Source organism: Streptomyces sp. NPDC020422, assembly GCF_044386705.1.
GTDB lineage: Bacteria > Actinomycetota > Actinomycetes > Streptomycetales > Streptomycetaceae > Streptomyces.
The window spans coordinates 324,569-349,107 of record NZ_JBIRVJ010000009.1; the positions used below are offsets into that span (position 1 = coordinate 324,569).

The following is a 24,539-nucleotide window of genomic DNA, read 5'->3' on the forward strand; positions in this document are numbered from 1 at the left end:
GATTTGCTTGGATCTTGGTGATGCCACTGACCTCGGCATCTCAACAGGAGGAATCCGATGATGTTTTCGCGCAAGACGGCCACGGGGGCCGTTTCGCTTCTCGCCTTAGCGGCCATGGGCATGGCGGCCGGCCCGGCGAGTGCGAGCCAGACGACCGCGGCGCAGGCTTCCGCCCCCACGGCGCAGGTTGCCGCTCCCAGGGCGGGTGGGCTCTGCTATGGCTGGAAGAACGCGGGTAGCGTTCCGCTCAGGTGGAGCACGGTCAGCGACAACTGCGCTCACTTCGGCGCTGTGGGTATGAAGATGAACTACGGCTGGAAGGTCTACCGGGGCGGCAGCATCTGCGTGAAGGTCAAGGGCTTCAACGCTCAGGGCCGGAAGACCTGGTACGACGCAGGTTGCGGCAAGACGGGATCCGTCAGCGCACCGTGGGGGAACGTCGCCGCCGCCAAGGAGATAATGGTGAAGGGCGGGGCTCTGCTCCGTTGGTCCTGAACCCCGCTGTGAGACCGCGCGCGATCGCGTGAGCGGTCAGTGAAGTGAAGAGGGGCCCGGGGGATCCGGGCCCCTCCGCGCGTCGTCGGTACCGGCCGCCCTGTGAGCACCGGCCGCGATGGCTCGATACGATGGCCTTTCCGGGCCTGACCGGGGGACCCGGAAGCTCCCCCAGACTCCGTCCGGGGTAACCCCAGAGGAGCGCTCTTGCCAGACGAGGCCCAGCCACTCTCCGCCGCGCAGCCCGAGCAGCAGGCCGACCAGGCCGCGACGGGACCCGCCGCGCCCCAGAACCAGCCCCCGGAGAACCGGCCCCGGCCCGCGGCACCCGCCCCGACGCCCGCTGTCCGGCCCACCCCCGCGCCGCCGGCCCGCTCGGGCGGCTCCTCCAGCCGCGTCCGCGCCCGGCTCGCCCGCCTGGGCGTCCAGCGCTCCTCCCCGTACAACCCGGTCCTGGAACCGCTGCTGCGGATCGTCCGCTCCAACGACCCGAAGATCGAGACGGCGACCCTGCGCCAGATCGAGCGGGCCTACCAGGTCGCCGAGCGCTGGCACCGCGGCCAGAAGCGCAAGAGCGGCGACCCGTACATCACCCACCCGCTCGCGGTCACCACCATCCTCGCCGAGCTCGGCATGGACCCGGCGACGCTGATGGCCGGTCTGCTCCACGACACCGTCGAGGACACCGAGTACGGCCTGGAGGACCTGCGCCGCGACTTCGGCGACCAGGTCACCCTGCTCGTCGACGGCGTCACCAAGCTCGACAAGGTCAGGTTCGGCGAGGCCGCCCAGGCCGAGACCGTCCGCAAGATGGTCGTCGCCATGGCCAAGGACCCCCGGGTCCTCGTCATCAAGCTCGCCGACCGCCTGCACAACATGCGCACCATGCGCTACCTCAAGCGGGAGAAGCAGGAGAAGAAGGCCCGCGAGACCCTCGAGATCTACGCGCCCCTGGCCCACCGCCTGGGCATGAACACCATCAAGTGGGAGCTGGAGGACCTCGCCTTCGCGATCCTCTACCCCAAGATGTACGACGAGATCGTCCGGCTGGTCGCCGAGCGCGCGCCCAAGCGCGACGAGTACCTGGCCATAGTGACCGACGAGGTCCAGGCCGACCTGCGCGCCGCCCGCATCAAGGCCACCGTCACCGGCCGGCCCAAGCACTACTACAGCGTCTACCAGAAGATGATCGTCCGCGGCCGTGACTTCGCGGAGATCTACGACCTGGTCGGCATCCGCGTCCTCGTGGACACCGTCCGCGACTGCTACGCGGCCCTCGGCACCGTCCACGCGCGATGGAACCCGGTCCCCGGCCGGTTCAAGGACTACATCGCGATGCCGAAGTTCAACATGTACCAGTCGCTGCACACGACGGTCATCGGACCCAACGGCAAGCCCGTCGAGCTCCAGATCCGCACCTTCGACATGCACCGGCGCGCCGAGTACGGCATCGCCGCGCACTGGAAGTACAAGCAGGAGGCCGTCGCCGGCGCCTCCAAGGTCCGCGCCGACGTGCCCAAGAAGGCCGGCAAGGACGACCACCTCAACGACATGGCGTGGCTGCGCCAGCTGCTCGACTGGCAGAAGGAGACCGAGGACCCCTCGGAGTTCCTGGAGTCGCTGCGCTTCGACCTCTCCCGCAACGAGGTCTTCGTCTTCACCCCCAAGGGCGACGTCATCGCGCTGCCCGCCGGGGCCACCCCCGTGGACTTCTCCTACGCCGTCCACACCGAGGTCGGGCACCGCACCATAGGGGCCCGCGTCAACGGCCGGCTCGTGCCGCTGGAGTCCACCCTCGACAACGGCGACCTCGTCGAGGTGTTCACCTCCAAGGCGGCGGGCGCCGGTCCCTCCCGGGACTGGCTGGGCTTCGTCAAGTCCCCGCGCGCCCGGAACAAGATCCGCGCCTGGTTCTCCAAGGAGCGCCGCGACGAGGCCATCGAGCAGGGCAAGGACGCCATCGCGCGGGCCATGCGCAAGCAGAACCTGCCGATCCAGCGGATCCTCACCGGCGACTCGCTCGTCACCCTCGCCCACGAGATGCGCTACAGCGACATCTCCTCGCTGTACGCGGCGATCGGCGAGGGCCATGTCACGGCCCAGTCCATCGTCCAGAAGCTGGTCCAGGCCCTCGGCGGAGAGGAGGCCGCCACCGAGGACATCGAGGAGGCCGCCCCGCCGACCCGCGGCCGCTCCAAGCGCCGGTCGAACGCCGACCCGGGCGTGGTCGTCAAGGGCGTCGAGGACGTCTGGGTCAAGCTGGCCCGCTGCTGTACGCCGGTGCCGGGCGACCCGATCATCGGCTTCGTCACCCGCGGCAGCGGGGTGTCGGTGCACCGCAGCGACTGCGTCAACGTGGACTCGCTGTCCCGGGAGCCCGAGCGGATCCTGGAGGTCGAGTGGGCCCCCACCCAGTCCTCGGTCTTCCTCGTCGCCATCCAGGTCGAGGCGCTGGACCGCTCCCGGCTCCTGTCGGACGTCACCCGCGTCCTGTCGGACCAGCACGTCAACATCCTGTCGGCGGCCGTGCAGACCTCCCGCGACCGGGTGGCCACCTCGCGCTTCACCTTCGAGATGGGCGACCCGAAGCACCTGGGCCACGTCCTGAAGGCCGTACGGGGAGTCGAGGGCGTCTACGACGTGTACCGCGTCACCAGCGCCCGGCGCCCCTGAGCGAGCGCACGGGAAGGGCCCCGGCGGGAGATTCCGCCGGGGCCCTTCCCGTACCGCTCTCACACGAGCGTCAGCCGCCGAACTCCTGCAGACCCTTCAGGGCCTGGTCGAGCAGCGCCTGACGGCCCTCGAGCTCGCGGGCGAGCTTGTCGGCCTTGGCGTCGTTGCCGGCGGCACGGGCCGCGTCGATCTGCTTCTGCAGCTTGTCGACCGCGTCCTGGAGCTGGCCGGTCAGACCCGCGGCGCGGGCCCGCGCCTCCGGGTTGGTCCGGCGCCACTCGGCCTCCTCGGCCTCCTGGATCGCCCGCTCCACCGCGTGCATCCGGCCCTCGACCTTCGGGCGGGCATCACGCGGCACGTGGCCGATGGCCTCCCAGCGCTCGTTGATGGAGCGGAAGGCCGCGCGGGCCGCCTTCAGGTCCGACACCGGCACCAGCTTCTCTGCCTCGACGGCGAGCTCCTCCTTGAGCTTGAGGTTCTCCGTCTGCTCCGCATCACGCTCGGCGAAGACCTCGCCGCGGGCCGCGAAGAACACGTCCTGGGCACCGCGGAAGCGGTTCCACAGCTCGTCCTCGTGCTCGCGCTGGGCCCGGCCCGCCGCCTTCCAGTCCGCCATCAGCTCGCGGTAGCGGGCGGCCGTCGTGCCCCAGTCGGTGGAGTTCGACAGCGCCTCGGCCTCGGCGACCAGCTTCTCCTTGGCCTTGCGGGCGTCCTCGCGCTGCGCGTCGAGCGCGGCGAAGTGGGCCTTGCGACGCTTGGAGAACGCCGAGCGGGCGTGCGAGAAGCGGTGCCACAGCTCGTCGTCCGACTTGCGGTCGAGACGCGGCAGGCCCTTCCAGGTGTCCACGAGGGCCCGCAGCCGCTCGCCCGCGGCGCGCCACTGCTCGCTCTGGGCCAGCTCCTCGGCCTCGGTGACCAGGGCCTCCTTCGCGGAGCGCGCCTCGTCGGCCTGCTTGGCCTTCTGGACCTTGCGCTCCTCGCGGCGGGACTCGACCGCCTCGGTCAGCTTGTCGAGCCGGGCCGACAGCGCGGCCAGGTCGCCCACCGCGTGGTGCTCCCGGACCTGCTGGCGGATGTGCTCGATCGCCGCCGTGGCGTCCTTCGCCGAGAGGTCGGTGGTCCTCACCCGCTTCTCGAGGAGGCCGATCTCGACCACCAGGCCCTCGTACTTGCGCTCGAAGTAGGCCAGCGCCTCCTCGGGGGTGCCGGCCTGCCACGATCCGACGACCTGCTCGCCCTCGGCCGTACGCACGTACACGGTGCCCGTCTCGTCGACGCGGCCCCACGGGTCGCTGCTCACAGCGCCTCCTCACCATGATGCCGTCGCGGGGGCCCTGCCCCCTCGGCATCTTCCACGGATTCCCGGCGGGCCTCGCCCGCCCTCCCCAGCGCGGCCGACGGCCGGCGCTGTACAACGCCAATCTAGGCGAACGGCGGCCCGGCTGTCCGCACTCAGCACGACCGAAATTCCACGGTCACGCGTGGGTGCGGCCGCCGGGCCGCCGTCGCGTCACTTCTTGCTGACGACGGCCTTCTCGATGGTGACGCCCTTCTGCGGCGCACCGTCGCCCGCGCCGCCCTGCACACCGGCCTTCGCGACGTCCTCGACGACCTTGAGGCCGGCCGCGTCGAAGGTGCCGAACGGGGTGTAGCTCGGCGGCAGCTTGGTGTCCTTGTAGACGAGGAAGAACTGGCTGCCGCCGGTGTTCGCGCCGGCGTTGGCCATCGCGACCGTGCCCTTCGGGTACGTGACGGAGCCGTCCGCCCCGGCCTTGCCGAGGCCGCCCAGGTTCTCGTCCGGGATGACGTAGCCCGGGCCGCCCGTGCCGTCGCCCTTCGGGTCGCCGCACTGGAGCACGAAGATGCCCGAGGTGGTGAGGCGGTGGCACTTGGTGCCGTCGAAGTACTTCTTGTCGGCGAGGTGCTTGAAGGAGTTCACGGTGTGCGGGGCCTTGGCCGCGTCCATCGTGATCGTGATGTCGCCCTGGTTGGTCTTCAGGGCCATCGTGTACGAGGCCTTCTTGTCGATGGACATCGCGGGCTCGGGCTGCGAGGACGCGCTCTTCTCCGGGCTCGGCGTGTTCGAGGGCTCGGTCGCCGCGTTGTCCGATGCCTTCTTGTCGTCGCCGGTCAGCGCGACCGAGAGGTACACCGCACCGCCCGCGGCGAGCACCACCGCGAGCGAGGCGGCGATGACGCTGTTGCGGCGCGACTTGCGGCGTGACTCCGCGCGCCGCTGCTGCTGCCGCAGGTACTTCTCTCGGGCGAGCTGCCGCCGCCGCTGATCGCTGGTGACCACCGGGTCCGCTCCTTGTCGATCGTCTGTTCAGTACTGGCCGGATGTGCCCGTACCGTATACGGGTTGGCTGTGGAATACGCAGCGCCGGTAGGCTTTGACCCGCTGCTTTGCCGTGTGCCGCAGCCTTCTGCCGGACGACAAATAAGGACGATCGTGCTGATTGCCGGGTTCCCCGCCGGGGCCTGGGGCACCAACTGCTATCTGGTCGCCCCCGCCGCAGGCGAGGAGTGCGTCATCATCGACCCGGGCCACCAGGCCGCCCAGGGAGTCGAGGAGACGCTGAAGAAGCATCGGCTCAAGCCCGTCGCCGTGGTCCTCACCCATGGCCACATCGACCACGTCGCCTCCGTCGTCCCGGTCTGCGGCGCCCATGACGTACCCGCGTGGATCCACCCCGCCGACCGGTACATGATGAGCGACCCGGAGAAGGCCCTCGGCCGCTCCATCGGGATGCCGCTCATGGGCGAGCTGACCGTGGGCGAGCCGGACGACGTGCACGAGCTCACCGACGGCGCCGAGCTGAAGCTCGCCGGACTGGACTTCTCCGTCGCGCACGCGCCCGGTCATACCAAGGGGTCGGTGACCTTCAGGACCCCCGAGACCACGGAGGTGCCCTCCGTGTTCTTCTCCGGGGACCTGCTCTTCGCCGGCTCCATCGGACGCACCGACCTGCCCGGCGGTGACATGGACGAGATGCTCGGATCGCTGGCCCGCGTGTGCCTGCCGCTCGACAACTCGACCGTGGTGCTGTCGGGGCACGGTCCCCAGACGACCATCGGCCAGGAGCGCGCCACCAACCCCTATCTGCGGCAGGTGGCGGCCGGCCTCGGGAGCTTCGACGCTCCCCGACGAGGAATGTGACGAGACCCACGTGAGCACCTTCAAGGCCCCCAAGGGCACGTACGACCTGATCCCGCCGTACTCGGCGAAGTACCTCGCCGTCCGCGAGGCCATCTCCGGCCCGCTGCGCACGGCCGGCTACGGCTACGTCGAGACCCCCGGCTTCGAGGACGTCAACCTCTTCGCCCGCGGTGTCGGCGAGTCCACCGACATCGTCACCAAGGAGATGTACGCCTTCGAGACCAAGGGCGGCGACAAGCTCGCCCTGCGCCCCGAGGGCACCGCCTCCGTGCTGCGCGCGGCCCTGGAGGCCAGCCTGCACAAGCAGGGCAACCTGCCCGTCAAGCTCTGGTACTCCGGCTCGTACTACCGCTACGAGCGCCCGCAGAAGGGCCGCTACCGCCACTTCTCCCAGGTGGGCGCCGAGGCGATCGGTGCCGAGGACCCGGCGCTCGACGCCGAGCTGATCATCCTGGCCGACCAGGCCTACCGCTCGCTCGGCCTGCGCGACTTCCGCATCCTGCTCAACTCGCTCGGCGACCAGGAGTGCCGCCCCGTCTACCGCGAGGCCCTGCAGACCTTCCTGCGCGGCCTCGACCTGGACGAGGAGACCCTGCGCCGCGCCGAGATCAACCCGCTGCGGGTCCTGGACGACAAGCGGGCCGACGTCCAGAAGCAGCTGGTCGACGCCCCGCTGCTGCGCGACTACCTGTGCGACGCCTGCAAGGCGTACCACGAGGAGGTGCGCGCGCTGATCACCGCGGCGGGCGTGGTCTTCGAGGACGACCCCAAGCTGGTGCGCGGCCTGGACTACTACACCCGCACCACCTTCGAGTTCGTCCACGACGGTCTCGGCTCGCAGTCGGCGGTCGGCGGCGGCGGGCGCTACGACGGCCTGTCCGAGATGATCGGCGGCCCCGCGCTGCCCTCCGTGGGCTGGGCGCTCGGCGTGGACCGCACCGTCCTCGCGCTGGAGGCGGAGGGCGTGGAGCTCGACCTGCCCGCCCCCACCAGCGTCTTCGCGGTGGCCCTGGGCGAGGAGGCCCGCCGGGTCCTCTTCGGCAAGATCACCGAGCTGCGCAAGGCCGGGGTCGCCGCCGACTTCTCCTTCGGCGGCAAGGGCCTCAAGGGGTCCATGAAGGACGCCAACCGCTCCGGCGCCCGCCTCGCGATCGTCGCCGGCGAGCGCGACCTCGCCGAGGGCGTCGTCCAGCTCAAGGACATGGAGTCCGGCGAGCAGGGCCCCGTCGCCCTCGACCAGCTGGTCGCCGCGGTGCAGGCCAAGCTGGCCTGATCGTCCGTCGTACGGGAGAGGGGCCCGGTCCGCGTCAGCCGCGGCCGGGCCCCTCTCGCGCTCCCGGCACCCGCGCGGGGGAGGCCGGGGCCCCGGTCGGGGCGGGCCCGGCGGAGGGCCCCTTACCCGCCGCGAACGCGGCCCGTGGCACCCTGTGCGGCACAATGACCGTGCCCGGTCAGCCGAACGAGCCCAGCGCGCGAGAAGAGCGAGTAGAGCGACATGACGAAAGCAGCGGCCGCCCACGAGTCCGCCGTGCGGGAGGACTCCCGCGCCATCGGCGCCAGCCGCGCCTTCGCCTGGCTCCTGGTGATCACGGGCGCCGCCGGGCTGCTCGCCGCCTGGGTCATCACGATCGACAAGTTCAAGCTGCTGGAGGACCCGGGCTTCACCCCGGGCTGCAGCCTGAACCCGATCGTCTCCTGCGGCAACATCATGAAGAGCGAGCAGGCCTCGGTCTTCGGCTTCCCCAACCCGATGCTCGGCCTGGTCACGTACGGCATGGTGGTCGCGATCGGCGTGGGCCTGCTGGCCGGCGCCCGCTACCGGCGCTGGTACTGGCTCGGACTCAACGCGGGGATGCTGTTCGGCGTCGGCTTCTGCACCTGGCTGATGTACCAGTCGCTGTACGAGATCAACTCGCTCTGCCTGTGGTGCTGCCTGGCCTGGGTCGCCACCATCGTCATGTTCTGGTACACGACCTCGCACAACGTGCGCCAGGGCGCGATCCCCGCCCCGCGCGGCCTGCGCACCTTCTTCGACGAGTTCACCTGGGTTCTGCCGGTGCTGCACATCGGGATCATCGGCATGCTGATCCTGACCCGCTGGTGGGACTTCTGGACCAGCTGACGGCGACCGCACTGTCAGTGCGGTGACCTAGGCTTCATGACCGTGGAGCCCGACCTCTTTACCGCAGCCGCCGAAGAACGCCAGGAGAAGGACCCGGCCAGCAGCCCGCTGGCCGTCCGGATGCGCCCGCGCACCCTCGACGAGGTCGTGGGCCAGCGCCATCTGCTCAAGCCGGGCTCGCCGCTGCGCCGCCTGGTCGGCGACGGGGGCGGCGGCCCCGCGGGCGCCTCCTCGGTGATCCTGTGGGGCCCGCCCGGCATCGGGAAGACGACCCTGGCCTACGTGGTCTCCAAGGCCACCAACAAGCGGTTCGTGGAGCTCTCCGCCATCACCGCGGGCGTCAAGGAGGTCCGCGCGGTGATCGACGGCGCCCGGCGTGCCGTCGGGGGCTACGGCAAGGAGACCGTCCTCTTCCTCGACGAGATCCACCGCTTCTCCAAGGCCCAGCAGGACTCCCTCCTGCCGGCCGTGGAGAACCGCTGGGTGACGCTCATCGCCGCCACCACGGAGAACCCGTACTTCTCGGTGATCTCCCCGCTGCTCTCCCGTTCCCTGCTGCTCACCCTGGAGCCGCTGACCGACGAGGACCTGAGCGGGCTGCTGCACCGGGCCCTCGAGGAGGAGCGCGGACTCGGCGGGGCCGTGACCCTGTCCGAGGACGCCGAGGCCCATCTGCTGCGGATCGCCGGCGGCGACGCCCGGCGCGCGCTGACCGCGCTGGAGGCGGCGGCGGGCGCGGCGCTCGCCAAGCAGGAGGCGCAGATCAGCCTGGAGACGGTCGAGGAGACCGTCGACCGGGCCGCCGTGAAGTACGACCGGGACGGCGACCAGCACTACGACGTGGCCAGCGCCCTCATCAAGTCGATCCGCGGCTCGGACGTGGACGCGGCGCTGCACTACCTGGCGCGGATGATCGAGGCGGGGGAGGACCCGCGGTTCATCGCCCGGCGGCTGATGATCTCGGCGAGCGAGGACATCGGCCTCGCCGATCCGAACGCGCTGCCCCTCGCGGTGGCCGCGGCCCAGGCCGTGGCGATGATCGGTTTCCCCGAGGCGGCGCTGACCCTGAGCCACGCCACCATCGCCCTGGCCCTCGCCCCGAAGTCGAACGCGGCGACGAACGCGATCTTCGCGGCCCAGGCCGACGTCCGCAACGGCCTCGCGGGCCCGGTCCCGCCCCATCTGCGCGACGGCCACTACAAGGGCGCGGCGAAGCTGGGCCACGCCCAGGGGTACGTCTACCCGCACGACGTCCCGGGCGCCATCGCCTCCCAGCAGTACGCCCCGGACCAGGTCCACGGCAAGCACTACTACGAACCGACCCGGTACGGAGCGGAAGCCCGTTACGCGGACGTCGTGGAGAAGGTGCGCGAGCGCCTGAAGGGCGAGGGGAGCTGAGCGCTTCTACGCTCGGTCCATGATCCGTACGGTCCCCGCCCTCGTGCTCGTCGGCGTCGCGCTCACCGCTTGCGCCTCGTGCGCCGGGCAGGCCGCGCCGAGGCCCGTGCCGGCGGTGGGATCGGCCGGCTTCCCGCCCTCGGCCGCCGAGGCGCGTGCCCAGCTGGCGCGGCTCCGGGTCGCGTGGGGCGAGCAGTGGCAGACCTACGAGCGGGTGCGGTTCGGCCGCACCTGGTCCGACGACACCGACGCCCCCGGCGGCCGCAACGGCTGCGACACCCGTGACGACGTGCTGCGGCGGGACCTGGTCGAGCTGCGCACGGGGGACCGCAACGCGTGCGTGGTCCTCTCGGGGGTCCTCGACGACCCGTACACCGGCAAGCGGCTGCCGTACGCGTACCGCAGGGCTTCGCAGATCCAGACGGACCACGTGGTCGCCCTCGCCGCGGCCTGGCGTGCGGGTGCCTGGGCCTGGACGGACGAGCGGCGGCTGGCGTACGCCAACGACCTGGACGTGCTGCTCGCCACCGACAAGCAGACCAACCACGACAAGAGCGCGAAGACGCCCGACCGGTGGAAGCCGCCGCGCCGGGAGTACTGGTGCGAGTACGGCCGGCGGTGGACCGGCATCAAGGCGAAGTACGGTCTGACCGTCTCCCCGCCGGAGAAGCGGGCGGTGGAGGAGCTGCTGGGGACCTGCGGGTAGCGGGGGCTCAGGAGCGGGCGGCCTCGAAGAGGCGGTGCATCTCGCGGCGCAGCCCGGAGACGTCCCGCACCGGCCGGGGGAAGTCGAAGCGCGCGTCGAAGCAGGCCTCGGGCCCCGCGCTGAAGCGGACCCGCAGCCCGAAGCGGTCGAGGGCGAGCGGCGCGACGTCACGGGTGGGGACCAGGGCGGCGGAGTGGGCGCCGAGCAGCGAGGTCAGCTCGCGCAGCCGGTCGCCGTGCGCGGCGGCCAGGTGCTGGAGGAGTTCGGTCTCGTGGATCCGCAGGGGATCGGGCCCGGCCGCGGCGAACTCGTCCGGGTCGACCTCGCCGGGGCCCCACAGGTCGTCCACGCTCGCCGCACCGACCTCCAGGCGCAGCATCATCCTGCCGGGCTCGGCGATGCCGGGCACCGGGGTGAGCCAGCCGGAGATCCAGGCCCGGCCCCGGATACGGTGGGGGACCGAGACGGGTGCCACGTCCGTGAGCTCGAGCACGACCGGCAGCTCGTCGTCCTGGGCGTGGGTGGCGGCCCGCACCGGGGGCGCGTCCGCCGGGTAGAGCAGGAAGACCTCGCCGTCGGGACCGACCGCGCGCGCCTCGGGGGCGAGCAGCTCGGGGCGGTGCCCGCAGGCCCCGGGAATCAGCAGCACCGCGGAGCATGTACTCTGTACGAGAGTTCGTGTGCGCTCGGCTGCTGACGGCATCCGTGCGATATCAAGCCCGTTTGGACGCGGCTGACCATGAGCTGATCGGACCTCCGTCGCATCGATGCCATCCACGGCTTCCGTGGATCCAGGAGCATCGGTCTTTGTGCTGCCGTCCGTGATGCGTGTGGTGTTCCCCGGGCGAGACATGCGATCTCCTTAAGTAAGGTGAGCCTAACCTAACCTACAACGGAGGTCTGGAGAACGTGCCTAACCAGTCGCGTCCCAAGGTCAAGAAGAGCCGCGCGCTCGGCATCGCGCTGACGCCGAAGGCCGTCAAGTACTTCGAGGCCCGCCCCTACCCGCCGGGCGAGCACGGCCGTGGCCGCAAGCAGAACTCGGACTACAAGGTCCGTCTGCTCGAGAAGCAGCGTCTGCGCGCCCAGTACGACATCAGCGAGCGCCAGATGGCCCGCGCCTACGACCGCGCGAAGAAGGCCGAGGGCAAGACGGGCGAGGCGCTGGTCGTCGAGCTCGAGCGTCGCCTCGACGCCCTGGTCCTGCGTTCGGGCATCGCCCGCACCATCTACCAGGCCCGTCAGATGGTCGTCCACGGCCACATCCAGGTCAACGGCACCAAGGTCGACAAGCCGTCGTTCCGCGTCCGTCCCGACGACGTCGTGATGGTCCGCGAGCGCAGCCGCACCAAGCCGCTGTTCGAGGTCGCCCGTGAGGGTGGCTTCGCCGCCGACGGTGAGACCCCGCGCTACCTGCAGGTCAACCTGAAGGCCCTGGCCTTCCGCCTCGACCGCGACCCGAACCGCAAGGAAATCCCGGTCATCTGCGACGAGCAGCTGGTCGTCGAGTACTACGCCCGCTGATTTCAGCACCGGCGCAGTACCACCCCCGCGGTGTTCAGCCCGCCGCTTCCCCGCCCTTTCCGGTGGGGGAGCCGGCGGGCTTCCGCGTGTCGGGGACCGGGGTCCGCGCGCTCCGCGAGGTACGGAACGGCCGCGGCGCGCTCGGTCCGCCCGCGCCCGCACGCATGGCCGGATCCCGACTCCCGGCGAGCGCCCGCTCCACCATCGCGTCCAGCGACAGGGCCTGCCCCTCGCGGTACGCGTTCTCATAACCCTCGCCGCCGAGCTCCTCGCCCGTCCGCTGCTCGCACAGCGCCCGCGGGCCCTTGAAATAGCCGGAGCCGAACAACGGCAGTCCCACCGAGTCCCACACCCGCATCGCCGCGCCCTGGAGCACCGCCGCCTCCGCCGCGTCCCCCTCGGCCGCCGTCACCAGCGCGAGCAGCTCGATCGCGAGCACCAGACCCACCAGATCGTGGAAGGTGTGGTTGATGGTGATGCACTCGGCGAGCAGCTCCCGCGCCGCCCCGTGATCCCCCTCGGTCAGCGCGGCATAGGCCAGCACGTACAGCGCGTACGCCCGGGTCCACCGCTCGCCCCGGTCCTCGCAGACCTCCCGCACCTGCGCGCACTCGGCGACCGCGCCCTCCAGATCGCCCTGGAACGCCCGCGCCAACGCCAGCTCGACCTGGCCCATGAGCACATTGCTGTTCAGCTCGCCGAGCTCCCGGTAGGAGTCCAGGGCCCGGCCGATCAGCTCCTCGGCCCGCGGCATGTCGTCCGAGAGCAGCGCCAGACACCCCATCCGGTGCGTCGCGTACGCCTCCGCCACCGCGTTGCCCGTGGCCCGCGCCCGCTCCCCGCACTCGTGCAGCGCCGCCACCGCCGCCGTCGGGTCGCCCTGCAGGATCGCCACGTAGCCCAGCACCCACAGCGCCTTCAGCCGGGCGTCCTCGTGCTCCGCGACCGGGGCGGAATCCGCGGCGCCCAGCGCCCGGTCCAGCCAGTGCCGCCCCTCCGACAGGCGCCCGCACCCCGCCCAGTAGAACCAGAGCGTGCCCGCCAGGTGCTGGGCCAGCGCCGTCTCCTCCGGCGACTCCAGGCACAGTTCGAGTGCCGCCCGCAGATTCGGCAGCGCCGTGTCCGTGACCGCGGCCACCGCCGCCTGCCGGGGGCTGAACCACTCCAGCTCGCACCAGGTGGCGAGCCCCATGTACCAGTCCCGGTGCCGGCGCCGCATCCGCTCCGTGTCGCCCAGCGCCGCCAGCCACTGCGCGCCGTACGCGGCCACCGTGTCCAGCATCCGGTAGCGGGGCCCCGCCGCCGACTCCTCCCGCGCCACGAGCGACTGCGCCAGCAGCTCCCCGAGCACGTCGAGCACCCGGTCCGCCGGCAGCTCCGGGCCGGCGCAGACGTACTCCACCGCCTCCAGGTCGAAGGGGCCCGCGAAGACCGACAGCCGCGCCCAGAGCAGCCGCTCCTGGGGAGTGCACAGCTCATGGCTCCAGCCGATCGCCGTGCGCAGCGTCTGGTGCCGCGGGAGCGCCCCGCGCCGCCCGCCGCCGAGCAGCCGGAAACGGTCGTCGAGCCGCTGCAGCACCTGCTCCACCGACAGCAGCGGCAGCCGTCCGGCCGCCAGCTCCAGCGCCAGCGGGATCCCGTCCAGGCGGCGGCACAGCTCCCGCACCGGCCCCGGCTCGCCGAGGCGCCCCGCCGTCTCCGCGGCCCGCTCGGTGAGCAGCGCCACCGCGTCGTCCTCGTCCATCGGCGCGAGGGTGAGCACGGCCTCCCCGTCCACCCGCAGCGGGCGCCGGCCCACCGCCAGGACCGTGAGCCCGGGGCAGCCGCGCAGCAGCTCCCGCAGCAGCTCGGCGCACTCCTCGACCAGGTGCTCGAAGCCGTCCACCACCAGCAGCAGCCGGAGCTGTGCGAGGTGTTCGGTCAGCACCTCGCGCGGGCCGCGCAGGGTGTGGTCGGTCAGGCCGAGCGCCTCGACCAGGGCGTGGGCCACCAGCTCCGGGTCGCGCAGGGCGGCCAGTTCGGCGAGCCGGACGCCGTCGGCGTAGCGTTTCTGCAGGCCCGCCGCGACGCGCAGGGCGAGCCGGGTCTTGCCGACCCCGCCCACCCCGACGACCGTGACCAGGCGGAACTCCTCAAGGAGCCGGGCCAGTTCGTCCTGTTCCGCGGCCCGTCCGACGAACCGGTTGAGCTCCGCAGGGAGATTGCTCCGTCGCATGGGACACGGAGCGTACTCATCCGCGCGCGCTCCGTACAATCGGATACCCGTAACTCCCCTCCCACAGGCGGTAATGCGGTCATGCGGGAGAGCTCCGGCGCGATAGGGTCGGAGGACTGGTAAACAAAGGGTCCGACGCCCCGTCGGGGCCCCTGACGACAGAGCGACAGCAGAGAGCGGTGCAGAGTGACCGGTGGCGAGGTAGCCGGGATCCTGGTGGCCGTCTTCTGGGCGATCCTGGTCTCCTTCCTCGCCGTGGTGCTGGTGAGGCTGGCGCAGACGCTCAAGGCCACCACCAAACTCGTGGCGGACGTGACCGAACAGGCCGTCCCGCTGCTTGCCGACGCGTCCGCGACCGTGCGCTCCGCGCAGACCCAGCTCGACCGGGTGGACGCCATCGCCTCGGACGTCCAGGAGGTCACCTCCAACGCCTCCGCGCTCTCCACCACCGTCGCCTCCACCTTCGGCGGCCCGCTGGTGAAGGTCGCGGCCTTCGGCTACGGGGTGCGCAGGGCGCTCGGCAGGGGCCGGCAGGACGCGCCGTCGGCGCCCGACCCGCGTACTGTGATCGTCGGTCGCACCGTGCCCTCCGCGAGGCGCCGGAAGCAGAAGGGCTGAGCACGATGTTCCGCCGTACGTTCTGGTTCACCGCCGGCGCGGCCGCCGGCGTCTGGGCCACCACCAAGGTCAACCGCAAGCTCAAGCAGCTGACCCCCGAGAGCCTCGCCGCCCAGGCGGCCGACAAGGCGATCGAGACCGGGCACCGGCTCAAGGACTTCGCCCTCGACGTGAGGGCGGGCATGGTCCAGCGGGAGGCCGAGCTCGGCTCGGCCCTCGGCCTGGACGCCCCCGTGCACCCCGACCACGAGCTCCCCGCGCCGCGCCGAAGGCCCGCGCTCGGGCCGCTCGCGGACCCGGACACGACCACCCCGTATTCGTTTTCGTACAACCGGAATGAGGACCACTGATGGAGTCGGCTGAAATCCGCCGCCGCTGGCTGAGCTTCTTCGAGGAGCGCGGGCACACCGTCGTCCCTTCGGCGTCGCTCATCGCGGACGACCCGACTCTGCTGCTCGTCCCCGCCGGCATGGTGCCGTTCAAGCCCTACTTCCTGGGTGAGGTCAAGCCGCCCTTCACGCGCGCCTCCAGCGTGCAGAAGTGCGTGCGCACGCCGGACATCGAGGAGGTCGGCAAGACCACCCGGCACGGCACCTTCTTCCAGATGTGCGGCAACTTCTCCTTCGGCGACTACTTCAAGGAAGGCGCCATCAAGCTCGCCTGGGAGCTGCTGACCACCCCGGTCGAGCACGGCGGCTACGGGCTCGAGCCGGAGAAGCTCTGGATCACCGTCTACCAGGAGGACGACGAGGCCGAGCAGATCTGGCGCGACGTCGTCGGCGTCCCGGCCGAGCGCATCCAGCGCCTCGGCAAGAAGGACAACTACTGGTCCATGGGCGTCCCCGGCCCCTGCGGCCCGTGCTCCGAGATCAACTACGACCGCGGCCCCGAGTTCGGCGTCGAGGGCGGCCCGGCCGTCAACGACGAGCGGTACGTGGAGATCTGGAACCTGGTCTTCATGCAGTACGAGCGCGGCGAGGGCACCGGCAAGGAGGACTTCCCGATCCTCGGCGAGCTCCCGTCGAAGAACATCGACACGGGCCTCGGCCTGGAGCGCCTGGCGATGATCCTCCAGGGCGTCCAGAACATGTACGAGACGGACACCCTCAAGGTCGTCATCGACAAGGCCACCGAGCTGACCGGCGTCGACTACGGCAAGGCCCACGACAGCGACGTGTCGCTGCGTGTGGTCGCCGACCACATGCGCACCTCGGTGATGCTCATCGGCGACGGCGTCACCCCGGGCAACGAGGGCCGCGGCTACGTGCTGCGCCGCATCATGCGCCGCGCCGTGCGCAACATGCGTCTGCTCGGCGCCACCGGCCCGGTCGTGCAGGAGCTCGTCGACACCGTCATCGACACGATGGGCGAGCAGTACCCGGAGCTGGTCACCGACCGCAAGCGCATCGAGACCGTCGCGCTCGCGGAGGAGGCCGCGTTCCTCAAGGCCCTCAAGGGCGGCACGAACATCCTCGACACCGCCGTCACCGAGACCAAGGCCGCCGGCGGCACGGTCCTCTCCGGCGACAAGGCGTTCCTGCTCCACGACACCTGGGGCTTCCCGATCGACCTCACCCTCGAGATGGCGGCCGAGCAGGGCCTCACCGTGGACGAGGCGGGCTTCCGCCGCCTGATGAAGGAGCAGCGGGACCGCGCCAAGGCCGACGCGCTGGCCAAGAAGACCGGTCACGCCGACGTCACCGCGTACCGCGAGATCGCCGACGGCAACGGCGCCACCGAGTTCACCGGCTACACCAACACCGAGGGCGAGACCACCGTCGTCGGTCTGCTGGTCAACGGCGTCCCGTCGCCGGCCGCCTCCGAGGGCGACGAGGTCGAGGTCGTCCTCGACCGGACCCCGTTCTACGCCGAGGGCGGCGGTCAGCTCGCCGACCAGGGCCGCATCAAGCTGCACTCCGGCGCCGTCATCGAGGTCCGCGACGTGCAGCAGCCGGTCCCCGGCGTCTCCGTGCACAAGGGCTCGGTGCAGGTCGGCGAGGTGACCGTGGGCTCGACCGCCTACGCCGCCATCGACGTCAAGCGCCGCCGGGCCATCGCCCGCGCCCACTCGGCCACCCACCTGACCCACCAGGCGCTGCGCGACGCGCTCGGCCCGACGGCCGCCCAGGCCGGTTCGGAGAACTCGCCGGGCCGCTTCCGCTTCGACTTCGGTTCGCCGAACGCCGTGCCCGGCGCGGTCCTGACCGACGTCGAGCAGAAGATCAACGAGGTCCTCTCGCGCGAGCTCGAGGTCCACGCCGAGGTCATGCCGATCGACGAGGCCAAGCGACAGGGCGCCATCGCCGAGTTCGGCGAGAAGTACGGCGAGAAGGTCCGCGTCGTGACCATCGGCGACTTCTCCAAGGAGCTGTGCGGCGGCACCCACGTCCACAACACCGCCCAGCTGGGTCTGGTGAAGCTGCTCGGCGAGTCGTCCATCGGCTCCGGCGTGCGCCGTGTCGAGGCCCTGGTCGGCGTCGACGCGTACAACTTCCTCGCCCGTGAGCACACGGTCGTCGCCCAGCTCCAGGAGCTGGTCAAGGGCCGCCCGGAGGAGCTGCCGGAGAAGGTCTCCGCGATGCTCGGCAAGCTGAAGGACGCCGAGAAGGAGATCGAGAAGTTCCGCGCGGAGAAGGTCCTGCAGGCCGCCGCCGGGCTGGTCGACTCCGCCCGCGACATCCGCGGCGTCGCCCTGGTCACCGGCCAGGTCCCGGACGGCACCGGCGCCGACGACCTGCGCAAGCTGGTCCTCGACGTCCGCGGCCGCATCCCCTCGGACCGCGCGGCCGTCGTGGCGCTGTTCACCACGGTCAACGGCAAGCCGCTGACCGTCATCGCCACCAACGAGGCCGCCCGTGAGCGTGGTCTCAAGGCCGGCGAGCTGGTCCGCACCGCGGCCAAGACCCTCGGCGGCGGCGGTGGCGGCAAGCCCGACGTCGCGCAGGGCGGCGGTCAGAACCCGGCGGCCGTCGGCGAGGCCATCGACGCCGTCGAGCGTCTCGTGGTGGAGACCGCGTGACGATGCGTCGCGGACGCCGTATCGCGGTCGACGTCGGGGACGCCCGGATCGGGGTCGCCTCGTGCGACCCCGACGGGGTCCTCGCCACGCCGGTGGAGACCGTGCCGGGGCGTGACGTCCCGGCCGCCCACCGGCGGCTGCGCCAGATCGTCGAGGAGTACGAGCCGATCGAGGTCGTCGTGGGCCTGCCCCGCTCGCTCAGCGGGCGGGAGGGCCCGGCCGCGACCAAGGTCCGCGCCTTCGCCGGCGAGATGGCCAAGGGCATCGCCCCGATCCCCGTCCGGCTCGTCGACGAGCGGATGACCACGGTCACCGCCACCCAGGGGCTGCGGGCCTCCGGAGTGAAGTCCAAGAAGGGGCGGTCCGTCATCGACCAGGCCGCCGCTGTGATCATCCTGCAGAACGCTCTTGAGTCCGAACGGGTATCAGGTAATCCGCCCGGCGAGGGCGTCGAAGTGGTCATCTGATCGCGATACGGTAACGTTCCGCGCGATGCGGCGGTGTTCGAACAGCTGCCGCACTACGTAGAGGCGGATCGTCCGGAAGCCTCGCGGCTGTTTGGGGATCGATGACTGAGTATGGCCGGAGCCCCGGCTCCGAACCGTGGCACCCCACGGACCCGCTGTACGGGGACCAGGGGTGGGAGGGCCAGCAGCAGTACCCGCAGCAGGCGCAGCAGCAGTACGGGCAGCACCAGGGCCATCCCGGTCATCAGGGATACCAGGGGCAGCAGGACCCGTACGGCCAGACCTACGGTGGCGGCGGCTACCAGCAGCATCCGGAACAGCACCAGCATCAGCAGCACCAGCAGCCGCAGTATCCGCAGGCTTACGGCGAACAGCAGTACGGGAACCCGGGCGGGTACGACACGCCCGGGTATCCCGCACAGCAGTACGACGGCAACTGGGAGACGGGCCAGGCGGCGATGCCGTACAACGCCCCTCCCGCCGATCCCTACGGCGGCCAGCAGCCCGACCTCTACGGCACCCCCGAGGCGTACCCCCCGCCGCAGCCCCCGGGCCGGCGCCAGGTACCGCCCCAGCCGGTGACCGACTGGGAGGCGGAGCCCCGGCAGGAGGAGGACCACCCGTTCTTCACGGGTGAGGAGGCTCCGGCCGGCGAGCGGCCCGACCGCCGCGCCCGTCGTGACCGCGGACGCGCCGTCGACGAGCGCGAGGGCGACGGTCCCGACGGCGGGTACGAGGACCACGACCCCGAGTACGACGAGGAGCCCGCCGGGCGCCGTGGCCGCAAGGCCGGCAAACCGAAGAAGGGCCGCAAGGCCAAGAACGGCATGGCCTGCCTGGTCGTGGCGCTGGTCCTCGGCGGCGGCGTGGGCGGCATCGGCTACTTCGGCTACCAGTTCTGGCAGGGGCAGTTCGGCGCGGCGCCGGACTACGCGGGCGAGGGCACCGGTGACGTCCAGGTCGTGATCCCGGACCAGGCCGGCGGTTACGAGATCGGCAACATCCTCAAGAAGGCCGGCGTCGTCAAGAGCGTCGACGCCTTCGTCTCGGCCCAGCAGAGGAACCCCAAGGGCATCTCCATCCAGGCCGGCGCCTACACCCTGAGGAAGGGGATGTCCGCCGAGAGCGCGGTGGCGCTGATGCTCAGCCCGGCGAGCAAGGCCAACTTCGTCATCCCCGAGGGCAAGCGCAACGCCTGGGTCTACGCCGAGATCGACAAACGTCTCGGGCTCAAGGCCGGCACCACCAAGGAGACCGCCTTCAAGCAGGCGGACTCGCTCGGCCTGCCCGACTGGGCGAAGAACCACGCCGACGTCAAGGACCCGCTGGAGGGCTTCCTCTTCCCGGCGAGCTACCCGGTCGCCAAGGGCAACAAGCCCGAGGACGTGCTGCGGAAGATGGTCGGACGGGCCAACTCGGAGTACCTGAAGCTCGACCTCGAGGCGAAGTCGCGGCAGCTCGGGCTCAAGGGCCCGTGGGAGCTGCTCACGGTCGCGAGCCTGGTCCAGGCCGAGGGCAAGACCCACGACGACTTCACGAAGATGGCCGAGGTCATCTACAACCGTCTCCAGCCGGACAACAAGGAGACGTTCCAGCTGCTCCAGTTCGACTCGTCGTACAACTACCTGATGGGTCAGAGCAAGATCAAGATCAGCCGGAACGAGGTCCTCACCAACCCCGATCCGTACAACACGTACAAGCACAAGGGCCTGACGCCGGGGCCGATCGGCAACCCGGGCGTCGAGGCGGTGACCGCCGCGCTCAACCCGACGAAGGACGGCTGGATGTACTTCGTCGCCACGGACGGCATGAACAAGACCGAATTCGCCAAGACGCTCGCCGAGCACGACAGGCTCGTCGAGAAGTTCAACGCAGGGAACTGAGATGACCCTCCGACGGCGGGCGGCCGTGCTCGGCTCGCCCATCGCGCACTCGCTCTCCCCGGTGCTGCACCGGGCCGCGTACCGGGAGCTCGGCCTCGACGACTGGTCCTACGACCGCTTCGAGGTGGACGAGGCCGCGCTCCCCGGCTTCGTGGCGGAGCTCGACGCGTCGTGGGCGGGGCTCTCGCTCACGATGCCGCTCAAGAGGGCGATCATCCCGCTGCTCGACGAGGTCACCGACACGGCGGCCTCCGTCGAGGCCGTCAACACGGTCGTCTTCACCGAGGACGGGCGCCGCATCGGCGACAACACCGACATCCCCGGCATCGTCGCGGCCCTGCGGGAGCGGGCCGTCGAGAAGGTCGATTCGGCCGCGATCCTCGGCGCGGGCGCCACCGCCTCCTCGGCGCTCGCCGCCCTCGCCAGGATCTGCTCCGGTCCCGTCACCGCGTACGTACGCAGCGAGGCGCGCGCCGAGGAGATGCGCGGCTGGGGCGAGCGGCTGGGCGTCGACGTGCGCACCGCCGCCTGGGAGGACGCAGCCGAGGCCTTCGCGGCCCCGCTGGTCGTCGCCACCACCCCGGCCGGGACGACGGACGCGCTCGCCGCGGCCGTGCCCGACGCGCCGGGCACCCTCTTCGACGTGCTGTACGACCCCTGGCCCACCCGGATCGCGGCCGCCTGGTCGGCGCGTGGCGGCAAGGTGGTCGGCGGCCTCGACCTCCTGGTCCACCAGGCCGTCTTCCAGGTCGAGCAGATGACCGGCCTGGCCCCCGGGCCGCTCGCCGCCATGCGCGCGGCGGGGGAGCGGGCGCTCGCCGCGCGCTGACCCTCGGGACGGTTCGCCGGAGTTGGCCGAAACCCCACTCGACACGTGAGATATGTGTCCCGACCTGTGGACCAGCGATCGATCAGGCGCCGGGACGTGCGAGGATCAGGGGAGGCGGACCAGGGCCGCGCACCCAGGTCGCGCCGGAGCAGAGCCCAGGCGCGAGCATGAGGAGCATCGTTGAGCAGGCTGCGTTGGCTGACGGCGGGGGAGTCGCATGGACCCGCGCTGGTTGCCACTCTCGAAGGACTTCCCGCCGGTGTTCCGGTGACCACGGAGCTGGTGGCGGATCATCTCGCGCGGCGGCGCCTCGGCTACGGGCGCGGCGCGCGCATGAAGTTCGAGCAGGACGAGGTCACCTTCCTCGGCGGCGTCCGCCACGGCCTCTCCCTCGGCTCGCCCGTCGCCGTCATGGTCGGCAACACCGAGTGGCCGAAGTGGGAGAAGGTGATGTCGGCGGATCCGGTCGACCCGTCGGAGCTGAAGGAGACGGGTCGTAACGCGCCCCTGACCCGGCCGCGTCCGGGGCACGCGGACCTGGCCGGCATGCAGAAGTACGGCTTCGACGAGGCCCGGCCGATCCTGGAGCGCGCCAGCGCCCGGGAGACCGCGGCGCGTGTCGCGCTCGGTGCCGTCGCCCGGTCCTTCCTGAAGGAGGCGGCGGGCATCGAGATCGTGTCGCATGTGGTGGAGCTGGCGTCGGCGAAGGCGCCGTACGGCGTCTACCCGACTCCCGCCGATGTGGAGAGGCTCGACGCCGACCCGGTGCGGTGCCTGGATGCGGACGCGTCGAAGGCGATGGTCGCGGAGATCGACCAGGCGCACAAGGACGGCGACACCCTGGGTGGTGTCGTGGAGGTGTTGGCGTACGGGGTGCCGGTCGGTCTCGGTTCGCACGTGCACTGGGACCGGCGCCTGGACGCGCGGCTCGCCGCGGCGCTGATGGGTATCCAGGCCATCAAGGGCGTCGAGGTCGGCGACGGCTTCGACCTGGCCCGCGTTCCCGGCTCGCAGGCGCATGACGAGATCGTCAAGGGTGCCGACGGCATCACTCGTGCCACCGGCCGTGCGGGGGGTACGGAGGGTGGTCTGAGTACGGGTGAGCTGTTGCGGGTGCGGGCGGCGATGAAGCCGATCGCGACCGTTCCGCGGGCGTTGGCGACGGTGGACGTGGCGACCGGGGAGGTCGCGGCGGCGCATCACCAGCGTTCCGATGTCTGCGCGGTGCCGGCGGCCGGGATCGTGGCCGAGGCGATGGTCGCGCTGGTCCTGGCGGACGCGGTGCTGGAGAAGTTCGGGGGCGACAGCGTTCCCGAGACCCGCCGCAACGTGCAGTCCTACCTCGACAACCTCCACATCCGGTGACCGGCGGCCCCCTGGTCGTCCTCGTCGGCCCGATGGGCTCGGGAAAGTCCACGGTGGGCGCGCTCCTCGCCGAACGGCTCGGCGCCGCCTACCGTGACACCGACGCCGACATCGTCGCCGCCGAGGGACGCGAGATCGCCGACATCTTCGTCGAGGACGGCGAGGACCACTTCCGCGCCCTGGAGCGGGAAGCCGTCCGCACCGCCGTCGCCGAGCACGAGGGCATCCTCGCGCTCGGCGGCGGTGCCGTGCTCGACCCCGGCACCCGCGCCCTGCTCGCGCCGCTGCCCGTCGCGTACCTCTCGATGGACGTCGAGGAGGCGGTCCGCCGCGTCGGGCTCGGCGCCGCACGGCCGCTGCTCGCCGTCAACCCGCGCCGCCAGTGGCGCGAGCTGATGGACGCGCGCCGCCACCTGTACGAAGAAGTCGCGAGCGCCGTCGTCGCCACCGACGACCGCACGCCCGAAGAGGTCGCCGAAGCGATCCTCGACGCACTGGAGTTGAAGGACGTATGACGGACCAGGAAGTGACCCGCATCCAGGTCGGCGGCTCGGCGGGCACCGACCCCTACGAGGTGCTGGTCGGCCGGCAGCTGCTCGGCGAACTCCCCGCACTGATCGGCCCCGGCGCCAAGCGGGTCGCCGTGATCCACCCGGAGGCGCTCGCCGAGACGGGCGAGGCGCTGCGCGCCGACCTCGCGGACCAGGGCTACGAGGCCGTCGCCATCCAGGTGCCGAACGCCGAGGAGGCCAAGACCGCCGAGGTCGCCGCCTACTGCTGGAAGGCGCTCGGCCAGACCGGCTTCACCCGCAGCGACATCATCGTCGGCGTCGGCGGCGGTGCCACCACCGACCTGGCCGGCTTCGTCGCCGCGACCTGGCTGCGCGGCGTGCGCTGGATCGCCGTGCCGACCACCGTGCTCGCCATGGTCGACGCGGCCGTCGGCGGCAAGACCGGCATCAACACCGCCGAGGGCAAGAACCTCGTCGGTGCCTTCCACCCGCCGGCCGGCGTGCTGTGCGACCTCGCGGCGCTCGACTCGCTGCCGGTCCACGACTACGTCAGCGGACTCGCCGAGATCATCAAGGCGGGCTTCATCGCCGACCCGGTGATCCTCGACCTCATCGAGGGGGACCCGGAGGGCGCCCGCACGCCCGCCGGACCGCACACCGCGGAGCTCATCGTGCGCTCGATCCAGGTCAAGGCCGAGGTCGTCTCCGGCGACCTCAAGGAGGCCGGCCGCCGCGAGATCCTCAACTACGGGCACACCCTCGCGCACGCCATCGAGAAGAACGAGCGCTACAAGTGGCGCCACGGCGCCGCCGTCTCCGTCGGCATGGTCTTCGCCGCCGAGCTCGGCCGGCTCGCCGGCCGCCTCGACGACGCGACCGCCGACCGGCACCGCGCCGTCCTGGAGTCGGTCGGACTGCCGCTCACCTACCGCGGCGACCAGTGGCCCAAGCTCCTGGAGACCATGAAGGTCGACAAGAAGTCCCGCGGCGACCTGCTGCGCTTCATCGTCCTGGACAGCCTCGGCAAGCCCACCGTCCTGGAGGGCCCCGACCCGGCCATCCTGCTCGCCGCCTACGGCGAGGTGTCCGCGTGAGCGACGCCCGCCGGGTCCTCGTGCTCAACGGCCCGAACCTCGGCCGGCTCGGCTCCCGCGAGCCCGACATCTACGGCGCCACCTCCTACAAGGGGCTCGTCGACTCCTGCCGGAACCTCGGCCAGGAGCTGGGCTTCGACGTCGAGGTGCGCGAGACCAACGACGAGGGCGAGATGATCCGCTGGCTGCACGAGGCCGCGGACGGCTCGCTGCCCGTCGTGCTCAACCCGGGCGCCTTCACGCACTACTCGTACGGGATGCGCGACGCGGCCGCCCAGCGCACCGCGCCGCTCATCGAGGTGCACATCTCCAATCCGTACACCCGCGAGGAGTTCCGGCACACCTCGGTGGTCGCCGCGGTGGCCACCGGGACCATCGCGGGCTTCGGCATCGGCTCCTACCGGCTCGCCCTGCGCGCGCTCGCGGAGGAGCTCGACGCCTGACCGGCACCGCTCCGAC

Annotated in this window: 22 protein-coding genes; 18 read left to right on the forward strand and 4 right to left on the reverse strand. The window is 71.5% G+C overall.

Annotated features, from left to right (window positions below; genetic code table 11):
- Positions 1-297 precede the first annotated feature (297 nt).
- Positions 298-495 carry a hypothetical protein gene (locus tag ACH414_RS25635; RefSeq protein WP_391769957.1) on the forward strand — a complete coding sequence of 66 codons (198 nt, stop codon included), beginning with the start codon at positions 298-300 and terminating at the stop codon, positions 493-495.
- A 207-nt stretch (positions 496-702) separates the two neighbouring features.
- Entirely contained in the window at positions 703-3,168 is a 2,466-nt protein-coding gene (locus tag ACH414_RS25640; RefSeq protein WP_382548446.1) for a RelA/SpoT family protein, read from the forward strand.
- Positions 3,169-3,238: 70 nt separating this feature from the next.
- Here the strand turns inward: ACH414_RS25640 and ACH414_RS25645 are convergent, their stop codons facing one another.
- Together ACH414_RS25645 and ACH414_RS25650 are read right to left on the reverse strand one after the other, a co-directional pair.
- Positions 3,239-4,468, reverse strand: a complete 1,230-nt coding sequence (locus ACH414_RS25645; protein ID WP_382548444.1) for a DUF349 domain-containing protein — start codon at positions 4,466-4,468, stop codon at positions 3,239-3,241.
- A gap of 210 nt (positions 4,469-4,678) precedes the next feature.
- Entirely contained in the window at positions 4,679-5,467 is a 789-nt protein-coding gene (locus ACH414_RS25650) for a peptidylprolyl isomerase (RefSeq protein WP_382548442.1), read from the reverse strand.
- A gap of 153 nt (positions 5,468-5,620) precedes the next feature.
- Between ACH414_RS25650 and ACH414_RS25655 the strand changes: the two genes are divergently transcribed.
- The 5 genes from ACH414_RS25655 (at position 5,621) to ACH414_RS25675 (ending at position 10,554) form a co-directional block, all read left to right on the forward strand.
- Positions 5,621-6,328, forward strand: a complete 708-nt coding sequence (locus ACH414_RS25655) for an MBL fold metallo-hydrolase (protein ID WP_382548440.1) — start codon at positions 5,621-5,623, stop codon at positions 6,326-6,328.
- A 10-nt stretch (positions 6,329-6,338) separates the two neighbouring features.
- Entirely contained in the window at positions 6,339-7,601 is a 1,263-nt protein-coding gene (gene hisS / locus ACH414_RS25660; protein WP_391769959.1) for a histidine--tRNA ligase, read from the forward strand.
- Between the two features lie 222 nt (positions 7,602-7,823).
- Entirely contained in the window at positions 7,824-8,450 is a 627-nt protein-coding gene (locus ACH414_RS25665) for a vitamin K epoxide reductase family protein (protein ID WP_382548437.1), read from the forward strand.
- 42 nt (positions 8,451-8,492) lie between these two features.
- On the forward strand, positions 8,493-9,848 hold the full coding sequence (locus ACH414_RS25670; RefSeq protein WP_382548573.1) for a replication-associated recombination protein A: 1,356 nt from the start codon (positions 8,493-8,495) through the stop codon (positions 9,846-9,848).
- Positions 9,849-9,867: 19 nt separating this feature from the next.
- Positions 9,868-10,554 carry an HNH endonuclease family protein gene (locus tag ACH414_RS25675; protein ID WP_391769960.1) on the forward strand — a complete coding sequence of 229 codons (687 nt, stop codon included), beginning with the start codon at positions 9,868-9,870 and terminating at the stop codon, positions 10,552-10,554.
- 7 nt (positions 10,555-10,561) lie between these two features.
- Here the strand turns inward: ACH414_RS25675 and ACH414_RS25680 are convergent, their stop codons facing one another.
- Positions 10,562-11,257: a DUF2470 domain-containing protein gene (locus tag ACH414_RS25680; protein WP_386568696.1), complete on the reverse strand. Its 696-nt coding sequence runs from the start codon at positions 11,255-11,257 to the stop codon at positions 10,562-10,564.
- A gap of 206 nt (positions 11,258-11,463) precedes the next feature.
- On the opposite strand from ACH414_RS25680, the gene rpsD reads away from it, so the two are divergent.
- The gene (gene rpsD / locus ACH414_RS25685) at positions 11,464-12,078 is read left to right on the forward strand and encodes a 30S ribosomal protein S4 (protein WP_046907488.1); all 615 of its coding nucleotides are present in this window, start codon (positions 11,464-11,466) and stop codon (positions 12,076-12,078) included.
- A gap of 34 nt (positions 12,079-12,112) precedes the next feature.
- Here rpsD and ACH414_RS25690 read toward each other — a convergent pair whose 3' ends face one another.
- Positions 12,113-14,293, reverse strand: a complete 2,181-nt coding sequence (locus tag ACH414_RS25690; RefSeq protein WP_398943486.1) for an ATP-binding protein — start codon at positions 14,291-14,293, stop codon at positions 12,113-12,115.
- 186 nt (positions 14,294-14,479) lie between these two features.
- On the opposite strand from ACH414_RS25690, the gene ACH414_RS25695 reads away from it, so the two are divergent.
- The 10 genes from ACH414_RS25695 (at position 14,480) to aroQ (ending at position 24,523) form a co-directional block, all read left to right on the forward strand.
- Positions 14,480-14,911, forward strand: a complete 432-nt coding sequence (locus tag ACH414_RS25695) for a DUF948 domain-containing protein (protein ID WP_386568570.1) — start codon at positions 14,480-14,482, stop codon at positions 14,909-14,911.
- 5 nt (positions 14,912-14,916) lie between these two features.
- Positions 14,917-15,261, forward strand: coding sequence for a DUF6167 family protein (locus tag ACH414_RS25700; RefSeq protein WP_382548427.1), 345 nt, complete (start codon positions 14,917-14,919; stop codon positions 15,259-15,261).
- Complete coding sequence (gene alaS / locus ACH414_RS25705; protein WP_382548425.1) at positions 15,261-17,930, forward strand: alanine--tRNA ligase; 2,670 nt, start codon at positions 15,261-15,263, stop codon at positions 17,928-17,930. Before ACH414_RS25700 ends, alaS begins: the two co-directional genes overlap by 1 nt.
- 2 nt (positions 17,931-17,932) lie before the next feature.
- On the forward strand, positions 17,933-18,397 hold the full coding sequence (ruvX, locus tag ACH414_RS25710; RefSeq protein WP_382548571.1) for a Holliday junction resolvase RuvX: 465 nt from the start codon (positions 17,933-17,935) through the stop codon (positions 18,395-18,397).
- Positions 18,398-18,498: 101 nt separating this feature from the next.
- Complete coding sequence (gene mltG, locus ACH414_RS25715) at positions 18,499-20,280, forward strand: endolytic transglycosylase MltG (protein ID WP_382548423.1); 1,782 nt, start codon at positions 18,499-18,501, stop codon at positions 20,278-20,280.
- A gap of 1 nt (position 20,281) precedes the next feature.
- The gene (locus ACH414_RS25720; RefSeq protein WP_382548421.1) at positions 20,282-21,109 is read left to right on the forward strand and encodes a shikimate dehydrogenase; all 828 of its coding nucleotides are present in this window, start codon (positions 20,282-20,284) and stop codon (positions 21,107-21,109) included.
- Between the two features lie 180 nt (positions 21,110-21,289).
- Positions 21,290-22,474: a chorismate synthase gene (gene aroC, locus ACH414_RS25725; protein ID WP_391769963.1), complete on the forward strand. Its 1,185-nt coding sequence runs from the start codon at positions 21,290-21,292 to the stop codon at positions 22,472-22,474.
- On the forward strand, positions 22,471-22,989 hold the full coding sequence (locus ACH414_RS25730) for a shikimate kinase (protein ID WP_382548418.1): 519 nt from the start codon (positions 22,471-22,473) through the stop codon (positions 22,987-22,989). The genes aroC and ACH414_RS25730 overlap by 4 nt, the downstream gene beginning before the upstream one ends.
- Positions 22,986-24,080 (forward strand): 3-dehydroquinate synthase, encoded by a 1,095-nt coding sequence (gene aroB / locus ACH414_RS25735; protein WP_382548416.1) that lies wholly within the window; start codon positions 22,986-22,988, stop codon positions 24,078-24,080. The genes ACH414_RS25730 and aroB overlap by 4 nt, the downstream gene beginning before the upstream one ends.
- Positions 24,077-24,523: a type II 3-dehydroquinate dehydratase gene (gene aroQ / locus ACH414_RS25740; RefSeq protein ID WP_382548414.1), complete on the forward strand. Its 447-nt coding sequence runs from the start codon at positions 24,077-24,079 to the stop codon at positions 24,521-24,523. Before aroB ends, aroQ begins: the two co-directional genes overlap by 4 nt.
- Positions 24,524-24,539 lie beyond the last annotated feature (16 nt).

Excerpts from the sequence above, each read along its gene's own strand:
- ACH414_RS25720 (WP_382548421.1), top strand. The coding sequence starts at position 20,282 with ATGACCCTCCGACGGCGGGCGGCCGTGCTCGGCTCGCCCATCGCGCAC.
- aroB (WP_382548416.1), top strand. The coding sequence starts at position 22,986 with ATGACGGACCAGGAAGTGACCCGCATCCAGGTCGGCGGCTCGGCGGGC.
- ACH414_RS25665 (WP_382548437.1), top strand. The coding sequence starts at position 7,824 with ATGACGAAAGCAGCGGCCGCCCACGAGTCCGCCGTGCGGGAGGACTCC.
- ACH414_RS25675 (WP_391769960.1), top strand. The coding sequence starts at position 9,868 with ATGATCCGTACGGTCCCCGCCCTCGTGCTCGTCGGCGTCGCGCTCACC.
- ACH414_RS25690 (WP_398943486.1), bottom strand. The coding sequence starts at position 14,293 with ATGCGACGGAGCAATCTCCCTGCGGAGCTCAACCGGTTCGTCGGACGG.
- ACH414_RS25700 (WP_382548427.1), top strand. The coding sequence starts at position 14,917 with ATGTTCCGCCGTACGTTCTGGTTCACCGCCGGCGCGGCCGCCGGCGTC.
- alaS (WP_382548425.1), top strand. The coding sequence starts at position 15,261 with ATGGAGTCGGCTGAAATCCGCCGCCGCTGGCTGAGCTTCTTCGAGGAG.
- ACH414_RS25635 (WP_391769957.1), top strand. The coding sequence starts at position 298 with ATGAAGATGAACTACGGCTGGAAGGTCTACCGGGGCGGCAGCATCTGC.
- mltG (WP_382548423.1), top strand. The coding sequence starts at position 18,499 with ATGACTGAGTATGGCCGGAGCCCCGGCTCCGAACCGTGGCACCCCACG.
- ruvX (WP_382548571.1), top strand. The coding sequence starts at position 17,933 with ATGCGTCGCGGACGCCGTATCGCGGTCGACGTCGGGGACGCCCGGATC.
- ACH414_RS25680 (WP_386568696.1), bottom strand. The coding sequence starts at position 11,257 with ATGCCGTCAGCAGCCGAGCGCACACGAACTCTCGTACAGAGTACATGC.